The following is a 23,525-nucleotide window of genomic DNA, read 5'->3' on the forward strand; positions in this document are numbered from 1 at the left end:
AGGGTTTTGTCGGTGTCATTTTTACTTCTTAATATCCGACTTAAAATCACGCTGCGCGTAGCCGGTATACAGCTGACGCGGACGGGCAATCTTCATACCGTCACTGTGCATTTCGCTCCAGTGGGCGATCCAGCCAACCGTACGTGCCATAGCGAAGATCACGGTGAACATAGAAGACGGAATACCCATCGCTTTCAGGATGATACCAGAGTAGAAATCGACGTTCGGGTACAGTTTTTTCTCGATAAAGTACGGGTCGTTCAGCGCGATGTTTTCCAGCTCCATAGCCACTTCCAGCAGGTCATCTTTGGTGCCCAGCTCTTTCAGCACTTCATGGCAGGTTTCACGCATTACGGTGGCGCGCGGGTCGTAGTTTTTGTACACGCGATGACCGAAGCCCATCAGGCGGAAAGAATCATTTTTGTCTTTCGCACGACGAACAAATTCCGGAATGTGTTTAACGGAGCTGATTTCTTCCAGCATTTTCAGCGCCGCTTCGTTAGCACCACCGTGCGCAGGTCCCCACAGTGAAGCAATACCTGCTGCGATACAGGCAAACGGGTTCGCACCCGAAGAGCCAGCGGTACGCACGGTGGAGGTGGAGGCGTTCTGTTCATGGTCAGCGTGCAGGATCAGAATACGGTCCATAGCACGTTCCAGAATCGGATTAACTTCATACGGTTCGCACGGTGTGGAGAACATCATATTCAGGAAGTTACCGGCGTAGGAGAGATCGTTGCGCGGGTAAACAAATGGCTGACCAATGGAATACTTGTAACACATCGCGGCCATGGTCGGCATTTTTGACAGCAGGCGGAACGCGGCAATTTCACGATGACGAGGATTGTTAACATCCAGCGAGTCGTGATAGAACGCTGCCAGCGCGCCGGTAATACCACACATGACTGCCATTGGATGCGAGTCGCGACGGAAAGCATGGAACAGACGGGTAATCTGCTCGTGGATCATGGTATGACGGGTCACCGTAGTTTTAAATTCGTCATACTGTTCCTGAGTCGGTTTTTCACCATTCAGCAGGATGTAACAAACTTCCAGGTAGTTAGAATCGGTCGCCAGCTGATCGATCGGGAAACCGCGGTGCAGCAAAATACCTTCATCACCATCAATAAAAGTAATTTTAGATTCGCAGGATGCGGTTGAAGTGAAGCCTGGGTCAAAGGTGAACACACCTTTTGAACCGAGAGTACGGATATCAATAACATCTTGACCCAGCGTGCCTTTCAGCACATCCAGTTCAACAGCTGTGTCCCCGTTGAGGGTGAGTTTTGCTTTTGTATCAGCCATTTAAGGTCTCCTTAGCGCCTTATTGCGTAAGACTGCCGGAACTTAAATTTGCCTTCGCACATCAACCTGGCTTTACCCGTTTGTTATTTGGCTCGCCGCTCTGTGAAAGAGGGGAAAACCTGGGTACAGAGCTCTGGGCGCTTGCAGGTAAAGGATCTATTGATGACGAATAAATGGCGAATCAAGTACTTAGCAATCCGAATTATTAAACTTGTCTACCACTAATAACTGTCCCGAATGAATTGGTCAATACTTCCACACTGTTACATAAGTTAATCTTAGGTGAAATACCGACTTCATAACTTTTACGCATTATATGCTTTTCCTAGTAATGTTTGTAACAACTTTGTTGAATGATTGTCAAATTAGATGATTAAAAATTAAATAAATGTTGTTATCGTGACGCAGATCACTGTTCGGGATAAAACCCGACAAACTATATGTAGGTTAATTGTAATGATTTTGTGAACAGCCTATACTGCCGCCAGGTCTCCGGAACACCCTGCAATCCCGAGCCACCCAGCGTTGTAACGTGTCGTTTTCGCATCTGGAAGCAGTGTTTTGCATGACGCGCAGTTATAGAAAGGACGCTGTCTGACCCGCAAGCAGACCGGAGGAAGGAAATCCCGACGTCTCCTGGTAACAGAAAGTTAACCTCTGTGCCCGTAGTCCCCAGGGAATAATAAGAACAGCATGTGGGCGTTATTCATGATAAGAAATGTGAAAAAACAAAGACCTGTTAATCTGGACCTACAGACCATCCGGTTCCCCGTCACGGCGATAGCGTCCATTCTCCATCGCGTTTCCGGTGTGATCACCTTTGTTGCAGTGGGCATCCTGCTGTGGCTTCTGGGTACCAGCCTCTCTTCCCCTGAAGGTTTCGAGCAAGCTTCCGCGATTATGGGCAGCTTCTTCGTCAAATTTATCATGTGGGGCATCCTTACCGCTCTGGCATATCACGTCGTCGTAGGTATTCGCCACATGATGATGGATTTTGGCTATCTGGAAGAAACATTCGAAGCGGGTAAACGCTCCGCCAAAATCTCCTTTGTTATTACTGTCGTGCTTTCACTTCTCGCAGGAGTCCTCGTATGGTAAGCAACGCCTCCGCATTAGGACGCAATGGCGTACATGATTTCATCCTCGTTCGTGCTACCGCTATCGTCCTGACGCTCTACATCATTTATATGGTCGGTTTTTTCGCTACCAGTGGCGAGCTGACATATGAAGTCTGGATTGGTTTCTTCGCCTCTGCGTTCACCAAAGTGTTCACCCTGCTGGCGCTGTTTTCTATCTTGATCCATGCCTGGATCGGCATGTGGCAGGTGTTGACCGACTACGTTAAACCGCTGGCCTTGCGCCTGATGCTGCAACTGGTGATTGTCGTTGCACTGGTCGTTTACGTGATTTATGGATTCGTTGTGGTGTGGGGTGTGTGATGAAATTGCCAGTCAGAGAATTTGATGCAGTTGTGATTGGTGCTGGCGGCGCAGGTATGCGCGCGGCGCTGCAAATTTCCCAGAGTGGCCAGACCTGTGCGCTGCTCTCTAAGGTCTTCCCGACCCGTTCCCATACCGTTTCTGCGCAAGGTGGTATTACCGTTGCGCTGGGTAATACCCATGAAGATAACTGGGAATGGCATATGTACGACACCGTAAAAGGGTCGGACTATATCGGTGACCAGGACGCGATTGAATATATGTGTAAAACCGGGCCGGAAGCGATTCTGGAACTGGAACATATGGGCCTGCCGTTCTCGCGTCTTGATGATGGTCGTATCTATCAACGTCCGTTTGGCGGTCAGTCGAAAAACTTCGGCGGCGAGCAGGCGGCACGTACTGCGGCGGCAGCTGACCGTACCGGTCACGCACTGTTGCACACGCTTTATCAGCAGAACCTGAAAAACCACACCACCATTTTCTCCGAGTGGTATGCGCTGGATCTGGTGAAAAACCAGGATGGCGCAGTGGTCGGTTGTACCGCACTGTGCATCGAAACTGGTGAAGTGGTTTACTTTAAAGCTCGCGCGACAGTGCTGGCGACTGGCGGGGCAGGGCGTATTTATCAGTCCACCACCAACGCCCACATTAACACTGGCGACGGTGTCGGCATGGCTATCCGTGCAGGCGTACCGGTGCAGGATATGGAAATGTGGCAGTTCCACCCGACCGGTATTGCCGGTGCGGGCGTACTGGTCACCGAAGGGTGCCGTGGTGAAGGCGGTTATCTGCTGAACAAACATGGCGAACGCTTTATGGAGCGTTATGCGCCGAACGCCAAAGACCTGGCGGGCCGTGACGTGGTGGCGCGTTCCATCATGATCGAAATCCGTGAAGGTCGCGGCTGTGATGGTCCGTGGGGGCCACACGCAAAACTGAAACTTGACCATCTGGGGAAAGAAGTTCTCGAATCCCGTCTGCCGGGTATTCTGGAACTCTCCCGTACCTTCGCTCACGTCGATCCGGTGAAAGAGCCGATTCCGGTTATCCCAACCTGTCACTACATGATGGGCGGTATTCCGACCAAAGTGACCGGTCAGGCGCTGACGGTGAATGAGAAAGGCGAAGATGTGGTTGTTCCGGGGCTGTTTGCCGTTGGTGAAATCGCTTGTGTATCGGTACACGGCGCTAACCGTCTGGGCGGCAACTCGCTGCTGGACCTGGTGGTATTTGGTCGTGCGGCAGGTCTGCATCTGCAAGAGTCTATCGCCGAGCAGGGCGCACTGCGCGATGCCAGCGAGTCTGATGTAGAAGCGTCTCTGGATCGCCTGAACCGCTGGAACAATAACCGTAACGGTGAAGATCCGGTGGCGATCCGTAAAGCACTGCAAGAATGTATGCAGCATAACTTCTCGGTCTTCCGTGAAGGTGATGCGATGGCGAAAGGGCTTGAGCAGTTGAAAGTTATCCGCGAGCGTCTGAAAAATGCCCGTCTGGATGACACTTCCAGCGAGTTCAACACCCAGCGCGTTGAGTGCCTGGAACTGGATAACCTGATGGAAACGGCGTATGCAACGGCTGTTTCTGCCAACTTCCGTACCGAAAGCCGTGGCGCGCATAGCCGCTTCGACTTCCCGGATCGTGATGATGAAAACTGGCTGTGCCACTCCCTGTATCTGCCAGAGTCGGAATCCATGACGCGCCGAAGCGTCAACATGGAACCGAAACTGCGCCCGGCATTCCCGCCGAAGATTCGTACTTACTAATGCGGAGACAGGAAAATGAGACTCGAGTTTTCAATTTATCGCTATAACCCGGATGTTGATGATGCTCCGCGTATGCAGGATTACACCCTGGAAGCGGAAGAAGGTCGCGACATGATGCTGCTGGATGCGCTTATTCAGCTGAAAGAGAAAGATCCCAGCCTGTCGTTCCGCCGCTCCTGCCGTGAAGGTGTGTGCGGTTCCGACGGTCTGAACATGAACGGTAAGAATGGTCTGGCCTGTATTACCCCGATTTCGGCACTCAACCAGCCGGGCAAGAAGATTGTGATTCGTCCGCTGCCAGGTTTACCGGTGATCCGCGATTTGGTGGTAGACATGGGACAATTCTATGCGCAATATGAGAAAATTAAGCCTTACCTGTTGAATAATGGACAAAATCCGCCAGCTCGCGAGCATTTACAGATGCCAGAGCAGCGCGAAAAACTCGACGGGTTGTATGAATGTATTCTCTGCGCATGTTGTTCAACCTCTTGTCCGTCTTTCTGGTGGAATCCCGATAAGTTTATCGGTCCGGCAGGCTTGTTAGCGGCATATCGTTTCCTGATCGATAGCCGTGATACCGAGACTGACAGCCGCCTCGACGGTTTGAGCGATGCATTCAGTGTATTCCGCTGTCACAGCATCATGAACTGCGTCAGTGTATGTCCGAAGGGGCTGAACCCGACGCGCGCCATCGGCCATATCAAGTCGATGTTGTTGCAACGTAATGCGTAAACCGTAGGCCTGATAAGACGCACAAGCGTCGCATCAGGCAACCAGTGCCGGATGCGGCGTGAACGCCTTATCCGGCCTACAAAAGAAATGCAGAAACCGTAGGCCTGATAAGACGCGCAAGCGTCGCATCAGGCAAACAGCGCCGGATGCGGCGTGAATGCCTTATCCGGCCTACAAAAGAAATGCAGGAAATCTTTAAAAACTGCCCCTGACACTAAGACAGTTTTTAAAGGTTCCTTAGCGGACGCAGAAAACACGACAAGTCCGCAACAAGTGAACCCCGGCACGCACATCAGATATGAAATGTGCGTGGTAGTATCCACGGCGAAGTAAGCATAAAAAAGATGCTTAAGGGATCACGATGCAGAACAGCGCTTTGAAAGCCTGGTTGGACTCTTCTTACCTCTCTGGCGCAAACCAGAGCTGGATAGAACAGCTCTATGAAGACTTCTTAACCGATCCTGACTCGGTTGACGCTAACTGGCGTTCGACGTTCCAGCAGTTACCTGGTACGGGAGTCAAACCGGATCAATTCCACTCTCAAACGCGTGAATATTTCCGCCGCCTGGCGAAAGACGCTTCACGTTACTCTTCAACGATCTCCGACCCTGACACCAATGTGAAGCAGGTTAAAGTCCTGCAGCTCATTAACGCATACCGCTTCCGTGGTCACCAGCATGCGAATCTCGATCCGCTGGGACTGTGGCAGCAAGATAAAGTGGCCGATCTGGATCCGTCTTTCCACGATCTGACCGAAGCAGACTTCCAGGAGACCTTCAACGTCGGTTCATTTGCCAGCGGCAAAGAAACCATGAAACTCGGCGAGCTGCTGGAAGCCCTCAAGCAAACCTACTGTGGCCCGATTGGTGCCGAGTATATGCACATTACCAGCACCGAAGAAAAACGCTGGATCCAACAGCGTATCGAGTCTGGTCGCGCGACTTTCAATAGCGAAGAGAAAAAACGCTTCTTAAGCGAACTGACCGCCGCTGAAGGCCTTGAACGTTACCTTGGCGCAAAATTCCCTGGCGCAAAACGCTTCTCGCTGGAAGGCGGTGACGCGTTAATCCCGATGCTTAAAGAGATGATCCGCCACGCTGGCAACAGCGGCACCCGCGAAGTGGTTCTCGGGATGGCGCACCGTGGTCGTCTGAACGTGCTGGTGAACGTGCTGGGTAAAAAACCGCAAGACTTGTTCGACGAGTTTGCCGGTAAACATAAAGAACACCTCGGCACGGGCGACGTGAAATACCACATGGGCTTCTCGTCTGACTTCCAGACCGATGGCGGCCTGGTGCACCTGGCGCTGGCGTTTAACCCGTCTCACCTTGAGATTGTAAGCCCGGTCGTTATCGGTTCTGTTCGTGCCCGTCTGGACAGACTTGATGAGCCGAGCAGCAACAAAGTGCTGCCAATCACCATTCATGGTGACGCCGCAGTGACCGGGCAGGGCGTAGTTCAGGAAACCCTGAACATGTCGAAAGCGCGTGGTTATGAAGTTGGCGGTACGGTACGTATCGTTATCAACAACCAGGTTGGCTTCACCACCTCTAACCCGCTGGATGCCCGTTCGACGCCGTACTGTACTGATATCGGTAAGATGGTTCAGGCACCGATTTTCCACGTTAATGCGGATGATCCGGAAGCCGTTGCCTTTGTGACCCGTCTGGCGCTCGATTTCCGTAACACCTTTAAACGTGATGTCTTCATCGACCTGGTATGCTACCGCCGTCACGGCCACAACGAAGCCGACGAGCCGAGCGCAACCCAGCCGCTGATGTATCAGAAAATCAAAAAACATCCGACGCCGCGCAAAATCTACGCTGACAAGCTGGAGCAGGAAAAAGTCGCGACGCTGGAAGATGCCACCGAGATGGTTAACCTGTACCGCGATGCGCTGGATGCTGGCGATTGCGTTGTAGCAGAGTGGCGTCCGATGAACATGCACTCTTTCACCTGGTCGCCGTACCTCAACCACGAATGGGACGAAGAGTACCCGAACAAAGTTGAGATGAAGCGCCTGCAGGAACTGGCTAAACGCATCAGCACGGTGCCGGAAGCGGTTGAAATGCAGTCTCGCGTTGCCAAAATTTATGGCGATCGCCAGGCGATGGCAGCCGGTGAGAAACTGTTCGACTGGGGCGGCGCGGAAAACCTCGCTTACGCCACGTTGGTTGACGAAGGCATTCCGGTTCGCCTGTCGGGTGAAGACTCCGGTCGCGGTACCTTCTTCCACCGCCACGCGGTGATCCACAACCAGTCTAACGGTTCCACTTACACGCCGCTGCAACATATCCATAACGGCCAGGGCGCGTTCCGCGTCTGGGACTCTGTACTGTCTGAAGAAGCCGTACTGGCGTTTGAATACGGTTATGCCACCGCAGAACCACGCACCCTGACCATCTGGGAAGCACAGTTCGGTGACTTCGCCAACGGTGCACAGGTGGTTATCGACCAGTTCATCTCCTCTGGCGAACAGAAATGGGGCCGGATGTGTGGCCTGGTGATGTTGCTGCCGCACGGTTACGAAGGGCAGGGGCCGGAGCACTCCTCCGCGCGTCTGGAACGTTATCTGCAACTTTGCGCTGAGCAAAACATGCAGGTTTGCGTACCTTCTACCCCGGCACAGGTTTACCACATGCTGCGTCGTCAGGCGTTGCGCGGGATGCGTCGTCCACTGGTCGTGATGTCGCCGAAATCCCTGCTGCGTCATCCGCTGGCGGTTTCCAGCCTCGAAGAACTGGCGAACGGCACCTTCCTGCCAGCCATCAGTGAAATCGACGAGCTTGATCCGAAGGGCGTGAAGCGCGTAGTGATGTGTTCTGGTAAGGTTTATTACGATCTGCTGGAACAACGTCGTAAGAACAATCAACACGATGTCGCCATTGTGCGTATCGAGCAACTCTACCCGTTCCCGCATAAAGCGATGCAGGAAGTGTTGCAGCAGTTTGCTCACGTCAAGGATTTTGTCTGGTGCCAGGAAGAGCCGCTCAACCAGGGCGCATGGTACTGCAGCCAGCATCATTTCCGTGAAGTGATTCCGTTTGGGGCTTCTCTGCGTTATGCAGGCCGCCCGGCCTCCGCCTCTCCGGCGGTAGGGTATATGTCCGTTCACCAGAAACAGCAACAAGATCTGGTTAATGACGCGCTGAACGTCGAATAAATAAAGGATACACAATGAGTAGCGTAGATATTCTGGTCCCTGACCTGCCTGAATCCGTAGCCGATGCCACCGTCGCAACCTGGCATAAAAAACCCGGCGACGTAGTCGTACGTGATGAAGTGCTGGTAGAAATCGAAACTGACAAAGTGGTACTGGAAGTACCGGCATCAGCAGACGGCATTCTGGATGCGGTTCTGGAAGATGAAGGTACAACCGTAACGTCTCGTCAGATCCTTGGTCGCCTGCGTGAAGGCAACAGCGCCGGTAAAGAAACCAGCGCCAAATCTGAAGAGAAAGCGTCCACTCCGGCGCAACGCCAGCAGGCGTCTCTGGAAGAGCAAAACAACGATGCGTTAAGCCCGGCGATCCGTCGCCTGCTGGCTGAACATAACCTCGACGCCAGCGCCATTAAAGGCACGGGTGTGGGTGGTCGTCTGACCCGTGAAGATGTGGAAAAACATCTGGCGAAAGCCCCGGCGAAAGAGTCTGCTCCGGCAGCGGCTGCTCCGGCGGCGCAACCGGCCCTGGCTGCACGTAGCGAAAAACGTGTGCCGATGACTCGCCTGCGTAAGCGTGTGGCAGAGCGTCTGCTGGAAGCGAAAAACTCCACCGCCATGCTGACCACGTTCAACGAAGTCAACATGAAGCCGATTATGGATCTGCGTAAGCAGTACGGTGAAGCGTTTGAAAAACGCCACGGCATCCGTCTGGGCTTTATGTCCTTCTACGTGAAAGCGGTGGTTGAAGCCCTGAAACGTTACCCGGAAGTGAATGCGTCTATCGACGGCGATGATGTGGTCTACCACAACTATTTCGACGTCAGTATGGCGGTTTCTACGCCGCGCGGCCTGGTGACGCCGGTTCTGCGTGATGTCGATACCCTCGGCATGGCAGACATCGAGAAGAAAATTAAAGAGCTGGCAGTTAAAGGCCGTGACGGCAAGCTGACGGTTGAAGATCTGACTGGTGGTAACTTTACCATCACCAACGGTGGTGTGTTCGGTTCCCTGATGTCTACGCCTATCATCAACCCGCCGCAGAGCGCAATTCTGGGTATGCACGCTATCAAAGATCGTCCGATGGCGGTGAATGGCCAGGTTGAGATCCTGCCGATGATGTACCTGGCGCTGTCCTACGATCACCGTTTGATCGATGGTCGCGAATCCGTGGGCTTCCTGGTAACGATCAAAGAGTTGCTGGAAGATCCGACGCGTCTGCTGCTGGACGTGTAGTAGTTTAAGCTTCACCTGCACTGTAGACCGACGTGGATAGGGGGTCGGTCTACGGTTTAAAAGATAACGATTACTGAAGGATGGACAGAACACATGAACTTACATGAATATCAGGCAAAACAACTTTTTGCCCGCTATGGCTTACCAGCACCGGTGGGTTATGCCTGTACTACTCCACGCGAAGCAGAAGAAGCCGCTTCAAAAATCGGTGCCGGTCCGTGGGTAGTGAAATGTCAGGTTCACGCTGGTGGCCGCGGTAAAGCGGGCGGTGTGAAAGTTGTAAACAGCAAAGAAGACATCCGTGCTTTTGCAGAAAACTGGCTGGGCAAGCGTCTGGTAACGTATCAAACAGATGCCAATGGCCAACCGGTTAACCAGATTCTGGTTGAAGCAGCGACCGATATCGCTAAAGAGCTGTATCTCGGTGCCGTTGTTGACCGTAGTTCCCGTCGCGTGGTCTTTATGGCCTCCACCGAAGGCGGCGTGGAAATCGAAAAAGTGGCGGAAGAAACTCCGCACCTGATCCACAAAGTTGCGCTTGATCCGCTGACTGGCCCGATGCCGTATCAGGGACGCGAGCTGGCGTTTAAACTGGGTCTGGAAGGTAAACTGGTTCAGCAGTTCACCAAAATCTTCATGGGCCTGGCGACCATTTTCCTGGAGCGCGACCTTGCGCTTATCGAAATCAACCCGCTGGTTATTACCAAACAGGGCGATCTGATTTGCCTCGACGGCAAACTGGGCGCTGATGGCAACGCACTGTTCCGCCAGCCTGATCTGCGTGAAATGCGTGACCAGTCGCAGGAAGATCCGCGTGAAGCACAGGCTGCACAGTGGGAACTGAACTACGTTGCGCTGGACGGTAACATCGGTTGTATGGTTAACGGCGCAGGTCTGGCGATGGGTACGATGGACATCGTTAAACTGCACGGCGGCGAACCGGCTAACTTCCTGGACGTTGGCGGTGGCGCAACCAAAGAACGTGTAACCGAAGCGTTCAAAATCATCCTCTCTGACGACAAAGTGAAAGCCGTTCTGGTTAACATCTTCGGCGGTATCGTTCGTTGCGACCTGATCGCTGACGGTATCATCGGCGCGGTAGCAGAAGTGGGTGTTAACGTACCGGTCGTGGTACGTCTGGAAGGTAACAACGCCGAACTCGGTGCGAAGAAACTGGCTGACAGCGGCCTGAATATTATTGCAGCAAAAGGTCTGACGGATGCAGCTCAGCAGGTTGTTGCCGCAGTGGAGGGGAAATAATGTCCATTTTAATTGATAAAAACACCAAGGTTATCTGCCAGGGCTTTACTGGTAGCCAGGGGACTTTCCACTCTGAACAGGCCATTGCATACGGCACTAAAATGGTTGGCGGCGTAACCCCAGGTAAAGGCGGTACTACCCACCTCGGCCTGCCGGTGTTTAACACCGTGCGTGAAGCTGTTGCTGCCACTGGCGCTACCGCCTCTGTTATCTACGTACCAGCACCGTTCTGCAAAGACTCCATTCTGGAAGCTATCGATGCAGGCATCAAACTGATTATCACCATCACTGAAGGCATCCCGACGCTGGATATGCTGACGGTGAAAGTGAAACTGGATGAAGCAGGCGTTCGTATGATCGGCCCGAACTGCCCAGGCGTTATCACCCCGGGGGAATGCAAAATCGGTATCCAGCCGGGTCACATTCACAAACCAGGTAAAGTGGGTATCGTTTCCCGTTCCGGTACGCTGACCTATGAAGCGGTTAAACAGACCACGGATTACGGTTTCGGTCAGTCGACCTGTGTTGGTATCGGCGGCGACCCGATCCCTGGCTCTAACTTTATCGATATTCTCGAAATGTTCGAAAAAGATCCGCAGACTGAAGCGATCGTGATGATCGGTGAGATCGGCGGTAGCGCTGAAGAAGAAGCGGCTGCGTACATCAAAGAGCACGTCACCAAGCCAGTTGTGGGTTACATCGCTGGTGTGACTGCGCCGAAAGGCAAACGTATGGGCCACGCGGGTGCCATCATTGCCGGTGGTAAAGGTACTGCGGATGAGAAATTCGCTGCTCTGGAAGCCGCAGGCGTGAAAACCGTTCGCAGCCTGGCTGATATCGGTGAAGCACTGAAAACTGTTCTGAAATAAATATCTGTAATAAGAAATAGCCCTCGCCGCTTCCCCCTACAGGAAGGGCGAAGGGCTGTCGGTTTCGACATGGTTGGCCATCTTATGATGGCCTTTTTTATGCTTATCGCGGCGATTTTCGCTGCGCTATCAGGGTAAATTTATAGTCATCAGTATTAAAAGCGTTGCGGCTATATTCAAACACCTGGCCATCAACTAAATATCCACGCGATACTTTTTCAAGAATCGGCTTAGTCTGGCTGATATTAAGCAGACGGCTCATCTCTTCCGTGGGCATCAGGGGAATTATCTCCTGTTCGCTACGATCGATAACCATCTTCTTCACTTCTTCAATAAAGTGATATTTCGAATTTTCCATGACCTGCCAGGTGAGATCCGGGAATAATGCAAGCGGCATCCAGGTTTCTTCCAGCGCCACCGGCTTTTGCTTGCGATAGCGCACGCGCTTCACATGCCACACACGATCCTGCTCGCTAATTTGCAGCTGCTGCTGAAGAAAATTGTCAGCCGGAATTACTTCAAATATCAGGACTTCACTATGTGTTTCGACGTGACGGTCCGACAGTTTTTCATCAAAACTGGTTAACTGAAAAATATCGTAATTGACCCGCTCTTCTTTGACGTAAGTCCCGCTGCCCTGGATGCTTTCGAGGATCTGCTGCTCGACTAACTGGCGCAAAGCCTGGCGCACCGTAACCCGGCTGACGCCAAACTCTGTTTGTAATGCCGATTCAGTGGGTAACGCATCGCCAGGTTTTAGCTCGCCGCACGTAATCTGCTCACGAATGCGATCGGCAATCTGCCGGTATAAGGGTTTGTGTCCCATTTCTAGTATCTCATTAATACGAATTTAGCCATTATGCTCGATAAATTCATCTTGTAAATAATACAAATTTAATACAAATAGTATCTTGTAAGTGAAAGTGATCACGTAAATGTATTGTTTTATCAGGCACACTTGCGCGACTATAAAAATGATCAAGTGAGAACCATGATGAACCTGACGACTCTGACCCACCGCGATGCGCTGTGTCTGAATGTGCGCTTTACCAGCCGTGAAGAGGCCATCCACGCGTTGACTCAACGTCTTGCTGCTCTGGGGAAAATTTCCAGTACTGAGCAATTTCTGGAAGAAGTGTATTGCCGTGAAAGCCTCGGCCCGACCGCCTTAGGTGAAGGGCTGGCCGTGCCGCATGGCAAAACTGCTGCGGTAAAAGAAGCGGCGTTTGCGGTCGCCACACTCAGCGAGCCGCTTCAGTGGGAAGGCGTGGATGGCCCGGAAGCGGTTGATTTAGTGGTATTGCTGGCCATTCCTCCCAATGAAGCAGGTACTACGCATATGAAACTGCTTACCGCGCTGACCACGCGCCTGGCGGATGATGAGCTCAGGGCGCGTATTCAGTCGGCAACGACGCCCGATGAATTGCTCTCGGCGCTGGATGACAAGGGGGACGCGCAACATACTGCCTCTTTTTCTTATGCGCCAACTATCGTCTGCGTAACGGCCTGCCCGGCGGGTATTGCTCACACCTACATGGCTGCGGAATATCTGGAAAAAGCCGGACGCAAACTCGGCGTGAATATCTACGTTGAAAAGCAAGGTGCTAACGGCATTGAAGAGCGTTTAACGGCGGAGCAACTCAATAGTGCAACCGCCTGTATTTTTGCGGCGGAAGTCGCTATCAAGGAGAGCGAGCGTTTTAACGGCATTCCCGCGCTTTCTGTGCCTGTTGCCGAGCCGATTCGCCATGCAGAAGCGTTGATTCAACAAGCGCTTACCCTCAAGCGTAGCGATGAGACGCGTACCGTACAGCAAGATACGCAACCGGTGAAAAGTGTCAAAACGGAGCTGAAGCAGGCACTGTTGAGCGGGATCTCTTTCGCCGTGCCGCTGATTGTCGCGGGTGGCACGGTGCTGGCGGTCGCGGTATTACTGTCGCAAATCTTCGGGCTACAAGATTTGTTTAATGAAGAAAACTCCTGGTTGTGGATGTACCGCAAGCTGGGCGGCGGGATGCTCGGGATTTTGATGGTACCGGTGCTCGCAGCCTATACCGCCTATTCACTGGCTGATAAACCGGCGTTAGCGCCAGGCTTTGCGGCAGGGCTTGCCGCCAACATGATTGGTTCCGGGTTTCTCGGCGCGGTCGTTGGCGGATTGATAGCCGGTTATCTGATGCGCTGGGTGAAAAATCATCTACGTCTTAGCAGTAAATTCAACGGATTCCTGACTTTCTATCTCTACCCGGTGCTCGGTACGTTGGGGGCGGGTAGTCTGATGCTGTTTGTAGTAGGGGAACCTGTCGCATGGATCAATAACTCGCTTACCGCCTGGCTGAACGGTCTGTCAGGAAATAACGCACTGTTGTTGGGCGCCATTCTCGGTTTTATGTGTTCCTTTGACCTTGGTGGGCCAGTGAACAAAGCCGCTTATGCATTCTGTCTGGGGGCAATGGCGAACGGCGTTTACGGCCCGTATGCCATTTTCGCCTCCGTCAAAATGGTTTCGGCATTTACCGTAACCGCTTCCACGATGCTCGCACCGCGCCTGTTTAAAGAGTTTGAAATTGAAACCGGGAAATCCACCTGGCTGTTAGGATTGGCAGGTATCACCGAAGGGGCGATCCCGATGGCGATTGAAGATCCGCTGCGGGTTATTGGTTCGTTTGTGCTGGGATCTATGGTAACGGGCGCTATCGTCGGTGCGATGAATATCGGCCTTTCGACACCCGGTGCCGGCATTTTCTCGCTCTTTTTACTTCATGATAATGGCGCGGGTGGTGTTATGGCGGCAATTGGTTGGTTTGGTGCGGCGTTGGTGGGGGCTGCAATCTCGACTGCAATTCTCCTGATCTGGCGGCATCATGCGGTAAAGCATGGAAACTATCTGACTGATGGCGTAATGCCATAAACAAAAAGGAAACGACGATGAAAGCGGTATCTCGCGTTCACATCACCCCGCATATGCACTGGGATCGGGAGTGGTATTTCACCACAGAAGAGTCTCGCATTCTGCTGGTCAATAATATGGAAGAGATCCTGTGCAGACTGGAACAGGACAACGAATACAAATATTACGTACTCGACGGGCAAACGGCGATCCTCGAAGATTATTTCGCTGTCAAACCGGAGAACAAAGATCGTGTGAAGAAGTTGGTCGAGGGCGGGAAATTAATTATCGGTCCCTGGTATACCCAGACCGATACCACGATTGTTTCTGCTGAATCCATAGTCCGTAATCTGATGTACGGAATGCGTGACTGCCTCGCGTTTGGCGAGCCGATGAAAATAGGTTATTTACCGGATTCCTTTGGCATGTCCGGGCAACTGCCACATATATACAATGGATTTGGCATTACCCGCACCATGTTCTGGCGCGGATGTTCTGAGCGCCACGGTACTGATAAAACCGAGTTTTTGTGGCAAAGCAGTGACGGTAGCGAAGTGACGGCGCAGGTGCTGCCGCTGGGCTACGCCATCGGTAAGTACTTACCTGCGGACGAAAATGGATTACGTAAACGCCTCGACAGTTATTTTGACGTGCTGGAAAAAGCGTCAGTAACCAAAGAAATTTTATTGCCGAATGGTCATGACCAGATGCCCTTGCAGCAAAATATCTTCGAAGTGATGGAGAAACTGCGCGAAATTTATCCTCAACGAAAGTTTGTGATGAGCCGCTTTGAAGAGGTATTCGAGCAGATTGAAGCGCAGCGTGAAAGTCTGGCCATCCTGAAAGGTGAATTCATCGATGGCAAATATATGCGCGTGCATCGCACCATCGGTTCCACGCGCATGGATATCAAAATTGCCCACGCACGCATTGAAAATAAGATTGTTAATCTGCTGGAACCGTTGGCAACGCTGGCCTGGACTTTAGGTTTTGATTATCACCACGGCTTGCTGGAGAAGATGTGGAAAGAAATTTTAAAAAACCACGCCCATGACAGCATCGGCTGCTGCTGCAGTGATAAAGTTCATCGCGAGATTGTCGCCCGCTTCGAACTGGCAGAAGACATGGCGGATAATCTAATTCGGTTCTATATGCGCAAAATAGCAGACAACATGCCGCAGAGCGACGCCGACAAACTCGTCCTGTTTAACCTGATGCCCTGGCCGCGTGAAGAAGTTATCAACACAACTGTTCGACTGCGCGGTAGCCAGTTTAATTTGCGAGACGGTCGCGGTCAGCCTGTGCCATATTTTATTCGACATGCCCGTGAGATCGATCCCGGCCTTATTGATCGGCAAATAGTTCATTACGGCAATTATGATCCCTTTATGGAGTTTGATATTCAGATCAGCCAAATTGTCCCTTCTATGGGGTATCGCACGCTCTATATAGAAGCGAATCAGCCTGGCAATGTGGTCACGCCAAAAAGTAAAACAGAGGGAATACTGGAAAATGCTTTCTGGCAAATTGCACTCAATGAGGATGGTTCACTTCGTCTGGTTGATAAAGATAGTGGCGTGCGCTATGACCGGGTGTTTCAAATTGAAGAAGGTTCCGATGATGGGGATGAATATGATTATTCGCCAGCAAAAGAAGAGTGGGCCATTACCTCAGCGAATGCGAAACCGCAATACGATATTATTCATGAAGCCTGGCAGAGTAGGGCCATAATTCGCTATGAAATAGCGGTGCCGCGTAATCTGTCAGAGCGTCGCGCAAAGCAATGTTCTGGCAGGGTAGGGGTGGAGACGGTGATCACTCTTAGCCATAACAGCAGACGCATTGATGCGGATATTAATCTTGATAACCAGGCCGATGATCACCGTATTCGTGTATTGATTCCCACGCCTTTTAACACAGATGTTGTTCTTGCGGATACGCAGTTTGGTTCATTGACGCGGCCAGTGAAGGATTGCGCAATGAATGTCTGGCAGCAAGAAGGCTGGAAAGAAGCGCCGGTTCCGGTATGGAATATGCTCAACTATGCTGTCTTACAGGAAGGGCGTAACGGCATAGCCGTTTTTAGCGAAGGATTACGTGAATTTGAAGTCATTGGAGAAGAGAATAAAACCTTTGCTATTACGTTGTTGCGTGGTGTGGGATTACTGGGAAAAGAAGATTTACTTTTAAGGCCAGGGCGTCCTTCAGGAATTAAAATGCCTGTGTCCGATTCACAATTACGCGGATCATTTTCCTGTCGTCTGAGTTTATTTAGTTATATCGGTACTCCCGTAACTGCCGGTGTAGCCCAGCAGGCACGCGCATGGCTGACGCCAGTTCAGTGTTATAACAAAATCCCGTGGGATGCGATGAAGCTTAATAAAGCCAAATTCAATGTGCCGGAAAGCTATAGTTTGCTGAAAATGCCACCAGTGGGATGTCTGATCAGCGCGCTAAAAAAAGCAGAAGACAGACAGGAATTAATATTGCGGCTGTTTAATCCGGCTGAATTGACAAGCTGTGATGCGACCGTCGCGTTTAGCAGGAAGGTGATGACGTGTACAGAAACCATGATGAATGAACGCTTTAATACAGAAAAAAATGAGGTTTTAAAAGAATTAGCTCTCTTTTTACCGGGACAGTCGCGGACATTTAGCTACCGAATAGTCTGAATGGTGTGTAATAAAGCAAACCACATGAAAAAACAGCGTTTCTCAGAAAGTTCAGGTCATCTCCGGATGGCCTTTTTGTTTCAAGGTGAGTGGGTGTTAATCTGAAAAGTGTACTTATTTCTTTTTTTTCACCTTTTAACACGATAATAATAACTGGGAAATTTCCACCTTACATTCATTAAAAAAAGGATTTATACATGAAGAAAATTGTTTTGCCAGTTGCTCTCGCGCTGTTGGGCATGAATGCAGGTGCTTATGCCGCCGATGTAAGCATTGATATTTTAAGTGCGACAGTGAAAGATAAACGCATTGAAGGGGCATCGGTGACGCTGCAACGCAATGGTGCACAATCTGTTTCTGGTATCACAAATACTTCGGGCAGCATTAGTTTGGGGACTTCATTTGCTGATAATAAAGATGCTCTATTAATCGTCAAAAAAGAGGGGTATTCCAATCTGGTGGTCAAATGTCCGTGCGCTGGCATGACTTATGCTATCAGTCCGGTGATGACGAATCTGGATGGCATGCGTGTAGTTTTGAGCTGGGGCGAAAAGCCTTTTGATCTTGATTCGCATTTGATCTTCCCTGGCGGACATATCTATTTTGATAGTAAAGAGGGAACTGATGCCAATCTGGATGTTGATGATACGGATAGCTATGGACCAGAAACTGTCACTATCAGCAAAAAGCATTTTGGTGAAAGTTACATCTATGCCGTGCAGGACTATAGCAATAAAGGGCTGCCCAACAGTAATTATCTCTCTGCCAGTAAGGCAAAAGTGTTTGTTTATGTAGGGAGCTCCCTGGTACGTAGTTATAGTGTCCCTGCAGGAAAACGAGGGAACATCTGGACCGTGTTTAAACTCAATCCAAACGGCGAGTTTGAAGATATCAACTCTGTTACCAGCGCCAATTTTAACGGCACCACATTAGACGTCAGGGATTTAGCCACTGTGATAATGCCTGCGACGGACTCTTCAGCTCCGGCTTCGCCTGCGATGCAAAACAGTGGAGATACTCAACTGGCAAGAAAATATAATCGCGAAGGTGAAGCTGTTTATAAAACCGGTCAACTTGAGCAAGCCATTCAACTCTTCCAACAGGCAACAGAATTAGACGGCAATTACGGACAGGCATTTAGTAACCTGGGTCTGGCGTATCAGAAAAATGGCAACATAGCGGAAGCAATTTGGGCAAATCGTAAAGCGATCTCGTTAGCGAGTGGGGTAAATGCGGCGACAACGCGCGCCAACTCCTATTATAACATTGCCAAAATTTATGAAACCTCGGGCCAGAATGCTGAAGCATTGCAGCATTATCAACTGGCGTATACGGAAAAAAATAAGCCTTCTTATGAAGAAGCTATTGCACGTGTAAAGACGAAAATGTAAATCAGCTGTATTTTGTGGGCATCTGATGATGCCCACTGTTTACGAAAATTTGATTTGCCTGTTACGCAGTTGCCTGGACCTGTGTGAGAGGCGCAAACTATTAACCATTTTTAATGTTAACTTCGGTCAAAAATATTATCTCAGGCTGAGTTGTTTCATTTTTTGAGGAGCAAGATCTTTATAATTGGCTGGCGCCTCTTCACGATGCCATTTCATAAAAATGAAAGTGGAGTCATGTTTTTTAATTTTATATGCTTGCTTTTTTTTGGGGTGAAATTATCCATCACTCACTGTTTTATTATCTTAAGGATGATGGAAATAGAATGTATTTTAATGATAATAAGACATATTCTTATGCTGCTTAATTACGATCTGTTTTTATATGATTAGGTGTCAATACGTTATATCACTCGATGTGTTACTGACGACTATTACTTTAATATTTAGTGATCATAGACACGGTTCTCCAGATTACTAAATTTCTGGCATCTGACAATATCATCATCTTCAAATAGTTAAATTAAGATTATTGCACTTCCAAAACAGATAAATTGAAGCAGTCTGGTAGATATTGCAGAACAACCTTGATTCCAACGGCGAAATCATGTTTATCCTCCAGGTTGCCGCCCATATGGAGCTGAATATCATTCAGTCCACGCTTGATGAGTCGATATCGCTATATCCATAGACAGGGTAGCTTTTTACACGAGAGTGTCCGGTGTTTTCTAACGGCTGGCAATCATTCCGTTTTGTTGTCTCGTATCACTGCTATAACAATTTCTCTTGATTTTCAATCTTTGAGCGAATCATTGAATACAGATCGGGAAATATTAATACCATATAAATTTATTTTGAAAATCCTTGTTCCATCTGACTATACCTAAGGTATCTATTTCTTCTTGTGATTATTACCAATGAAACAATAAGTGACGGATTTACAGTACGTTGCTCATAAAGACAACAATCAATTAACGTTGATAAAAATATGTTATGTAAAATGGCAACAAAGTAGCTACTCTAACTAACTAGTATTATAAAAAGTCGATAAGGCGGTTCTGTTAAATAAAATACTGGTTTTTTATCTATATATTTCCATGTGGGTAGTTTTACTGTGTTATTTTGCTACAATTTATTAACAACAAACCCATCAATGATTCATGATTTACGAGCGGTTAACATATCTGATTGATTTTGATATAAATCAATTTTTAATTCTTGAAAAAAATCTGCAAAACACGATAAATTGTTGTAGATCAAATTGGTGGGATCGTGACAATTTCGCTATAAATTGATCACTGTCGAAAAATGCAAATTTGCTCAATAAAAACCTGTTTATTGTAAGGATTTTGCAGCGTAATATAATTACGGGATAAATTTGGTTTATTCATTAACATATTTGTAACTTTTTTATCATTGTCTTTTCTTCTTTTGATGAAATGGCAACGATAGAGGCGAGCAAATAATTTTGTATTGGGGCATGCGTGTGACCCTTTCTAACGGGGTTCACTCTCGGAGTCTTCATGCGATGAGCAAGGAGTCATGATGTTAGATATAGTCGAACTGTCGCGCTTACAGTTTGCCTTGACCGCGATGTACCACTTCCTTTTTGTGCCACTGACGCTCGGTATGGCGTTCCTGCTGGCCATTATGGAAACGGTCTACGTCCTTTCCGGCAAACAGATTTATAAAGATATGACCAAGTTCTGGGGCAAGTTGTTTGGTATCAACTTTGCTCTGGGTGTGGCTACCGGTCTGACCATGGAGTTCCAGTTCGGGACTAACTGGTCTTACTATTCCCACTATGTAGGGGATATCTTCGGTGCGCCGCTGGCAATCGAAGGTCTGATGGCCTTCTTCCTCGAATCCACCTTTGTAGGTCTGTTCTTCTTCGGTTGGGATCGTCTGGGTAAAGTTCAGCATATGTGTGTCACCTGGCTGGTGGCGCTCGGTTCAAACCTGTCCGCACTGTGGATTCTGGTTGCAAACGGCTGGATGCAAAACCCAATCGCGTCCGATTTCAACTTTGAAACTATGCGTATGGAGATGGTGAGCTTCTCCGAGCTGGTGCTTAACCCGGTTGCTCAGGTGAAATTCGTTCACACCGTAGCTTCTGGTTATGTGACTGGCGCGATGTTCATCCTCGGTATCAGCGCATGGTATATGCTGAAAGGTCGTGACTTCGCCTTCGCTAAACGCTCCTTTGCTATCGCTGCCAGCTTCGGTATGGCTGCCGTTCTGTCTGTTATTGTTCTGGGTGATGAATCCGGCTACGAAATGGGCGACGTGCAGAAAACCAAACTGGCTGCTATTGAAGCCGAGTGGGAAACGCAACCTGCACCTGCTGCCTTTACTCTGTTCGGCATTCCTGATCAGGAAGAGGAGACGAACAAATTTGCGATCCAGATCCCTTACGCGCTGGGCATCATTGCAACGCGTTCCGTGGATACTCCAGTTATCGGTCTGAAAGAACTGATGGTGCAGCATGAAGAACGCATTCGTAACGGGATGAAGGCGTACTCTCTGCTCGAACAACTGCGTTCTGGTTCTACTGACCAGGCCGTTCGTGACCAGTTCAATAGCATGAAGAAAGATCTCGGTTACGGTCTGCTGCTGAAACGCTATACGCCAAACGTGGCTGATGCGACTGAAGCTCAGATTCAACAGGCAACCAAAGACTCCATTCCGCGTGTAGCGCCGCTGTACTTCGCGTTCCGTATCATGGTGGCGTGTGGCTTCCTGCTGCTGGCAATCATTGCGCTCTCTTTCTGGAGTGTCATCCGCAACCGCATTGGCGAGAAAAAATGGCTGCTGCGCGCCGCGCTGTACGGTATTCCGCTGCCGTGGATTGCTGTAGAAGCGGGCTGGTTCGTGGCTGAATATGGCCGCCAACCGTGGGCTATCGGTGAAGTGCTGCCGACAGCTGTGGCGAACTCGTCACTGACCGCAGGCGATCTCATCTTCTCAATGGTGCTGATTTGCGGCCTGTATACCCTGTTCCTGGTGGCAGAATTGTTCTTAATGTTCAAGTTTGCACGCCTCGGCCCAAGCAGCCTGAAAACCGGTCGCTATCACTTTGAGCAGTCTTCCACGACTACTCAGCCGGCACGCTAAGACAGGAGTCGTCAAATGATCGATTATGAAGTATTGCGTTTTATCTGGTGGCTGCTGGTTGGCGTTCTGCTGATTGGTTTTGCAGTCACTGACGGTTTCGACATGGGGGTGGGCATGCTCACCCGTTTCCTCGGTCGTAACGACACCGAGCGTCGAATTATGATTAACTCCATCGCACCACACTGGGACGGTAACCAGGTTTGGCTGATCACCGCAGGCGGTGCACTGTTTGCTGCCTGGCCGATGGTCTATGCCGCTGCGTTCTCCGGCTTCTATGTGGCGATGATCCTCGTACTGGCGTCTTTGTTCTTCCGTCCGGTCGGTTTTGACTACCGCTCCAAGATTGAAGAAACCCGCTGGCGTAACATGTGGGACTGGGGCATCTTCATTGGTAGCTTCGTTCCGCCGCTGGTGATTGGTGTAGCGTTCGGTAACCTGTTGCAGGGCGTACCATTCAACGTTGATGAATATCTGCGTCTGTACTACACCGGTAACTTCTTCCAGCTGCTTAACCCGTTCGGCCTGCTGGCAGGTGTGGTGAGCGTAGGGATGATCATTACTCAGGGCGCAACCTATCTGCAAATGCGTACCGTGGGCGAACTGCACCTGCGTACCCGTGCAACGGCTCAGGTGGCGGCACTGGTGACGCTGGTCTGCTTCGCACTGGCTGGCGTATGGGTGATGTACGGTATCGATGGTTATGTCGTGAAATCGACAATGGACCATTACGCAGCCTCTAACCCGCTGAATAAAGAAGTGGTTCGTGAAGCTGGCGCATGGCTGGTTAACTTCAACAACACGCCAATTCTGTGGGCTATTCCGGCACTGGGTGTGGTTCTGCCGCTGCTGACCATCCTGACTGCACGTATGGATAAAGCCGCGTGGGCGTTTGTTTTCTCCTCCCTGACGCTGGCCTGCATCATCCTGACTGCCGGTATCGCAATGTTCCCGTTTGTGATGCCGTCCAGCACCATGATGAACGCAAGTCTGACAATGTGGGATGCAACTTCCAGCCAGCTGACGCTTAACGTCATGACCTGGGTTGCGGTGGTTCTGGTACCGATCATTCTGCTCTACACCGCCTGGTGTTACTGGAAAATGTTCGGTCGTATCACCAAAGAAGATATTGAACGTAACACCCACTCTCTGTACTAAGTAAGGAGCTAAAAATGTGGTATTTCGCATGGATTCTGGGAACGCTTCTTGCCTGTTCGTTTGGGGTAATCACCGCGCTGGCGCTTGAGCACGTCGAATCAGGCAAAGCCGGTCAAGAAGACATCTGATGAGTAAGATTATCGCAACCTTGTATGCGGTAATGGACAAGCGCCCCCTGCGGGCGCTTTCCTTCGTGATGGCACTTCTGTTAGCAGGATGTATGTTTTGGGACCCATCACGTTTCGCCGCGAAGACCAGTGAACTGGAAATCTGGCATGGTTTACTGCTTATGTGGGCCGTCTGTGCTGGTGTGATTCACGGCGTGGGCTTTCGTCCGCAGAAGGTTCTCTGGCAAGGGTTTTTTTGCCCATTGCTTGCCGATATTGTTCTCATTGTCGGGCTGATTTTCTTCTTCTTTTAAATCAGAATTCTCTTTAAAAATTTATGGGCCGAGTCAGGCCCATAAATTTTTACGCTCCCTTAACTTGCCCTCATTCCCAAACCTCAATCGCGCGCGTATAGTAGCAGCGTTTAAAAGCT

General features: G+C 50.2%; 18 protein-coding genes. 15 read left to right on the forward strand and 3 right to left on the reverse strand.

What is annotated here, in order from left to right; all coding sequences use genetic code 11:
• Positions 1-21 precede the first annotated feature (21 nt).
• Together gltA and ACJHX4_RS02525 are read right to left on the reverse strand one after the other, a co-directional pair.
• Positions 22-1,305 (reverse strand): citrate synthase, encoded by a 1,284-nt coding sequence (gltA, locus tag ACJHX4_RS02520; protein WP_000785832.1) that lies wholly within the window; start codon positions 1,303-1,305, stop codon positions 22-24.
• 205 nt (positions 1,306-1,510) lie between these two features.
• A complete protein-coding gene (locus ACJHX4_RS02525) occupies positions 1,511-1,618 on the reverse strand; it encodes a hypothetical protein (RefSeq protein WP_001305582.1) in 108 nt (35 codons plus the stop codon).
• 380 nt (positions 1,619-1,998) lie between these two features.
• On the opposite strand from ACJHX4_RS02525, the gene sdhC reads away from it, so the two are divergent.
• The 8 genes from sdhC to sucD all read left to right on the forward strand — a co-directional run bounded on the left by sdhC (position 1,999) and on the right by sucD (position 11,766).
• On the forward strand, positions 1,999-2,403 hold the full coding sequence (gene sdhC, locus ACJHX4_RS02530; protein ID WP_000263355.1) for a succinate dehydrogenase cytochrome b556 subunit: 405 nt from the start codon (positions 1,999-2,001) through the stop codon (positions 2,401-2,403).
• On the forward strand, positions 2,397-2,744 hold the full coding sequence (sdhD, locus tag ACJHX4_RS02535) for a succinate dehydrogenase membrane anchor subunit (RefSeq protein WP_000254365.1): 348 nt from the start codon (positions 2,397-2,399) through the stop codon (positions 2,742-2,744). The genes sdhC and sdhD overlap by 7 nt, the downstream gene beginning before the upstream one ends.
• Positions 2,744-4,510: a succinate dehydrogenase flavoprotein subunit gene (gene sdhA / locus ACJHX4_RS02540; protein WP_000775540.1), complete on the forward strand. Its 1,767-nt coding sequence runs from the start codon at positions 2,744-2,746 to the stop codon at positions 4,508-4,510. Before sdhD ends, sdhA begins: the two co-directional genes overlap by 1 nt.
• Before the next feature lie 15 nt (positions 4,511-4,525).
• Positions 4,526-5,242, forward strand: a complete 717-nt coding sequence (sdhB, locus tag ACJHX4_RS02545) for a succinate dehydrogenase iron-sulfur subunit SdhB (protein ID WP_001235263.1) — start codon at positions 4,526-4,528, stop codon at positions 5,240-5,242.
• A gap of 361 nt (positions 5,243-5,603) precedes the next feature.
• Positions 5,604-8,405 carry a 2-oxoglutarate dehydrogenase E1 component gene (sucA, locus tag ACJHX4_RS02550; protein ID WP_001181475.1) on the forward strand — a complete coding sequence of 934 codons (2,802 nt, stop codon included), beginning with the start codon at positions 5,604-5,606 and terminating at the stop codon, positions 8,403-8,405.
• A gap of 14 nt (positions 8,406-8,419) precedes the next feature.
• On the forward strand, positions 8,420-9,637 hold the full coding sequence (gene odhB / locus ACJHX4_RS02555; protein WP_000099866.1) for a 2-oxoglutarate dehydrogenase complex dihydrolipoyllysine-residue succinyltransferase: 1,218 nt from the start codon (positions 8,420-8,422) through the stop codon (positions 9,635-9,637).
• Between the two features lie 93 nt (positions 9,638-9,730).
• Positions 9,731-10,897, forward strand: a complete 1,167-nt coding sequence (sucC, locus tag ACJHX4_RS02560) for an ADP-forming succinate--CoA ligase subunit beta (protein ID WP_001048602.1) — start codon at positions 9,731-9,733, stop codon at positions 10,895-10,897.
• Positions 10,897-11,766, forward strand: coding sequence for a succinate--CoA ligase subunit alpha (gene sucD, locus ACJHX4_RS02565; RefSeq protein ID WP_000025458.1), 870 nt, complete (start codon positions 10,897-10,899; stop codon positions 11,764-11,766). The genes sucC and sucD overlap by 1 nt, the downstream gene beginning before the upstream one ends.
• A 103-nt stretch (positions 11,767-11,869) precedes the next feature.
• Here sucD and mngR read toward each other — a convergent pair whose 3' ends face one another.
• On the reverse strand, positions 11,870-12,592 hold the full coding sequence (mngR, locus tag ACJHX4_RS02570; RefSeq protein WP_000509910.1) for a mannosyl-D-glycerate transport/metabolism system transcriptional repressor MngR: 723 nt from the start codon (positions 12,590-12,592) through the stop codon (positions 11,870-11,872).
• Positions 12,593-12,760: 168 nt separating this feature from the next.
• On the opposite strand from mngR, the gene mngA reads away from it, so the two are divergent.
• The 7 genes from mngA (at position 12,761) to ybgE (ending at position 23,406) form a co-directional block, all read left to right on the forward strand.
• Positions 12,761-14,677, forward strand: coding sequence for a PTS 2-O-a-mannosyl-D-glycerate transporter subunit IIABC (gene mngA, locus ACJHX4_RS02575; RefSeq protein ID WP_001531490.1), 1,917 nt, complete (start codon positions 12,761-12,763; stop codon positions 14,675-14,677).
• Positions 14,678-14,694: 17 nt separating this feature from the next.
• Entirely contained in the window at positions 14,695-17,328 is a 2,634-nt protein-coding gene (gene mngB, locus ACJHX4_RS02580) for a mannosylglycerate hydrolase (protein WP_000648958.1), read from the forward strand.
• Between the two features lie 197 nt (positions 17,329-17,525).
• Complete coding sequence (locus ACJHX4_RS02585) at positions 17,526-18,719, forward strand: tetratricopeptide repeat protein (protein ID WP_000725054.1); 1,194 nt, start codon at positions 17,526-17,528, stop codon at positions 18,717-18,719.
• 1,542 nt (positions 18,720-20,261) lie between these two features.
• Positions 20,262-21,830, forward strand: a complete 1,569-nt coding sequence (cydA, locus tag ACJHX4_RS02590) for a cytochrome ubiquinol oxidase subunit I (protein ID WP_000884361.1) — start codon at positions 20,262-20,264, stop codon at positions 21,828-21,830.
• Between the two features lie 15 nt (positions 21,831-21,845).
• Positions 21,846-22,985, forward strand: a complete 1,140-nt coding sequence (gene cydB, locus ACJHX4_RS02595) for a cytochrome d ubiquinol oxidase subunit II (protein ID WP_000568275.1) — start codon at positions 21,846-21,848, stop codon at positions 22,983-22,985.
• A gap of 14 nt (positions 22,986-22,999) precedes the next feature.
• Positions 23,000-23,113, forward strand: coding sequence for a cytochrome bd-I oxidase subunit CydX (gene cydX / locus ACJHX4_RS02600; RefSeq protein ID WP_000270282.1), 114 nt, complete (start codon positions 23,000-23,002; stop codon positions 23,111-23,113).
• Positions 23,113-23,406: a cyd operon protein YbgE gene (gene ybgE / locus ACJHX4_RS02605; protein ID WP_000034597.1), complete on the forward strand. Its 294-nt coding sequence runs from the start codon at positions 23,113-23,115 to the stop codon at positions 23,404-23,406. The genes cydX and ybgE overlap by 1 nt, the downstream gene beginning before the upstream one ends.
• Positions 23,407-23,525 lie beyond the last annotated feature (119 nt).

The organism is Escherichia sp. WS2035 (assembly GCF_046487065.1).
Lineage (GTDB): Bacteria > Pseudomonadota > Gammaproteobacteria > Enterobacterales > Enterobacteriaceae > Escherichia > Escherichia coli.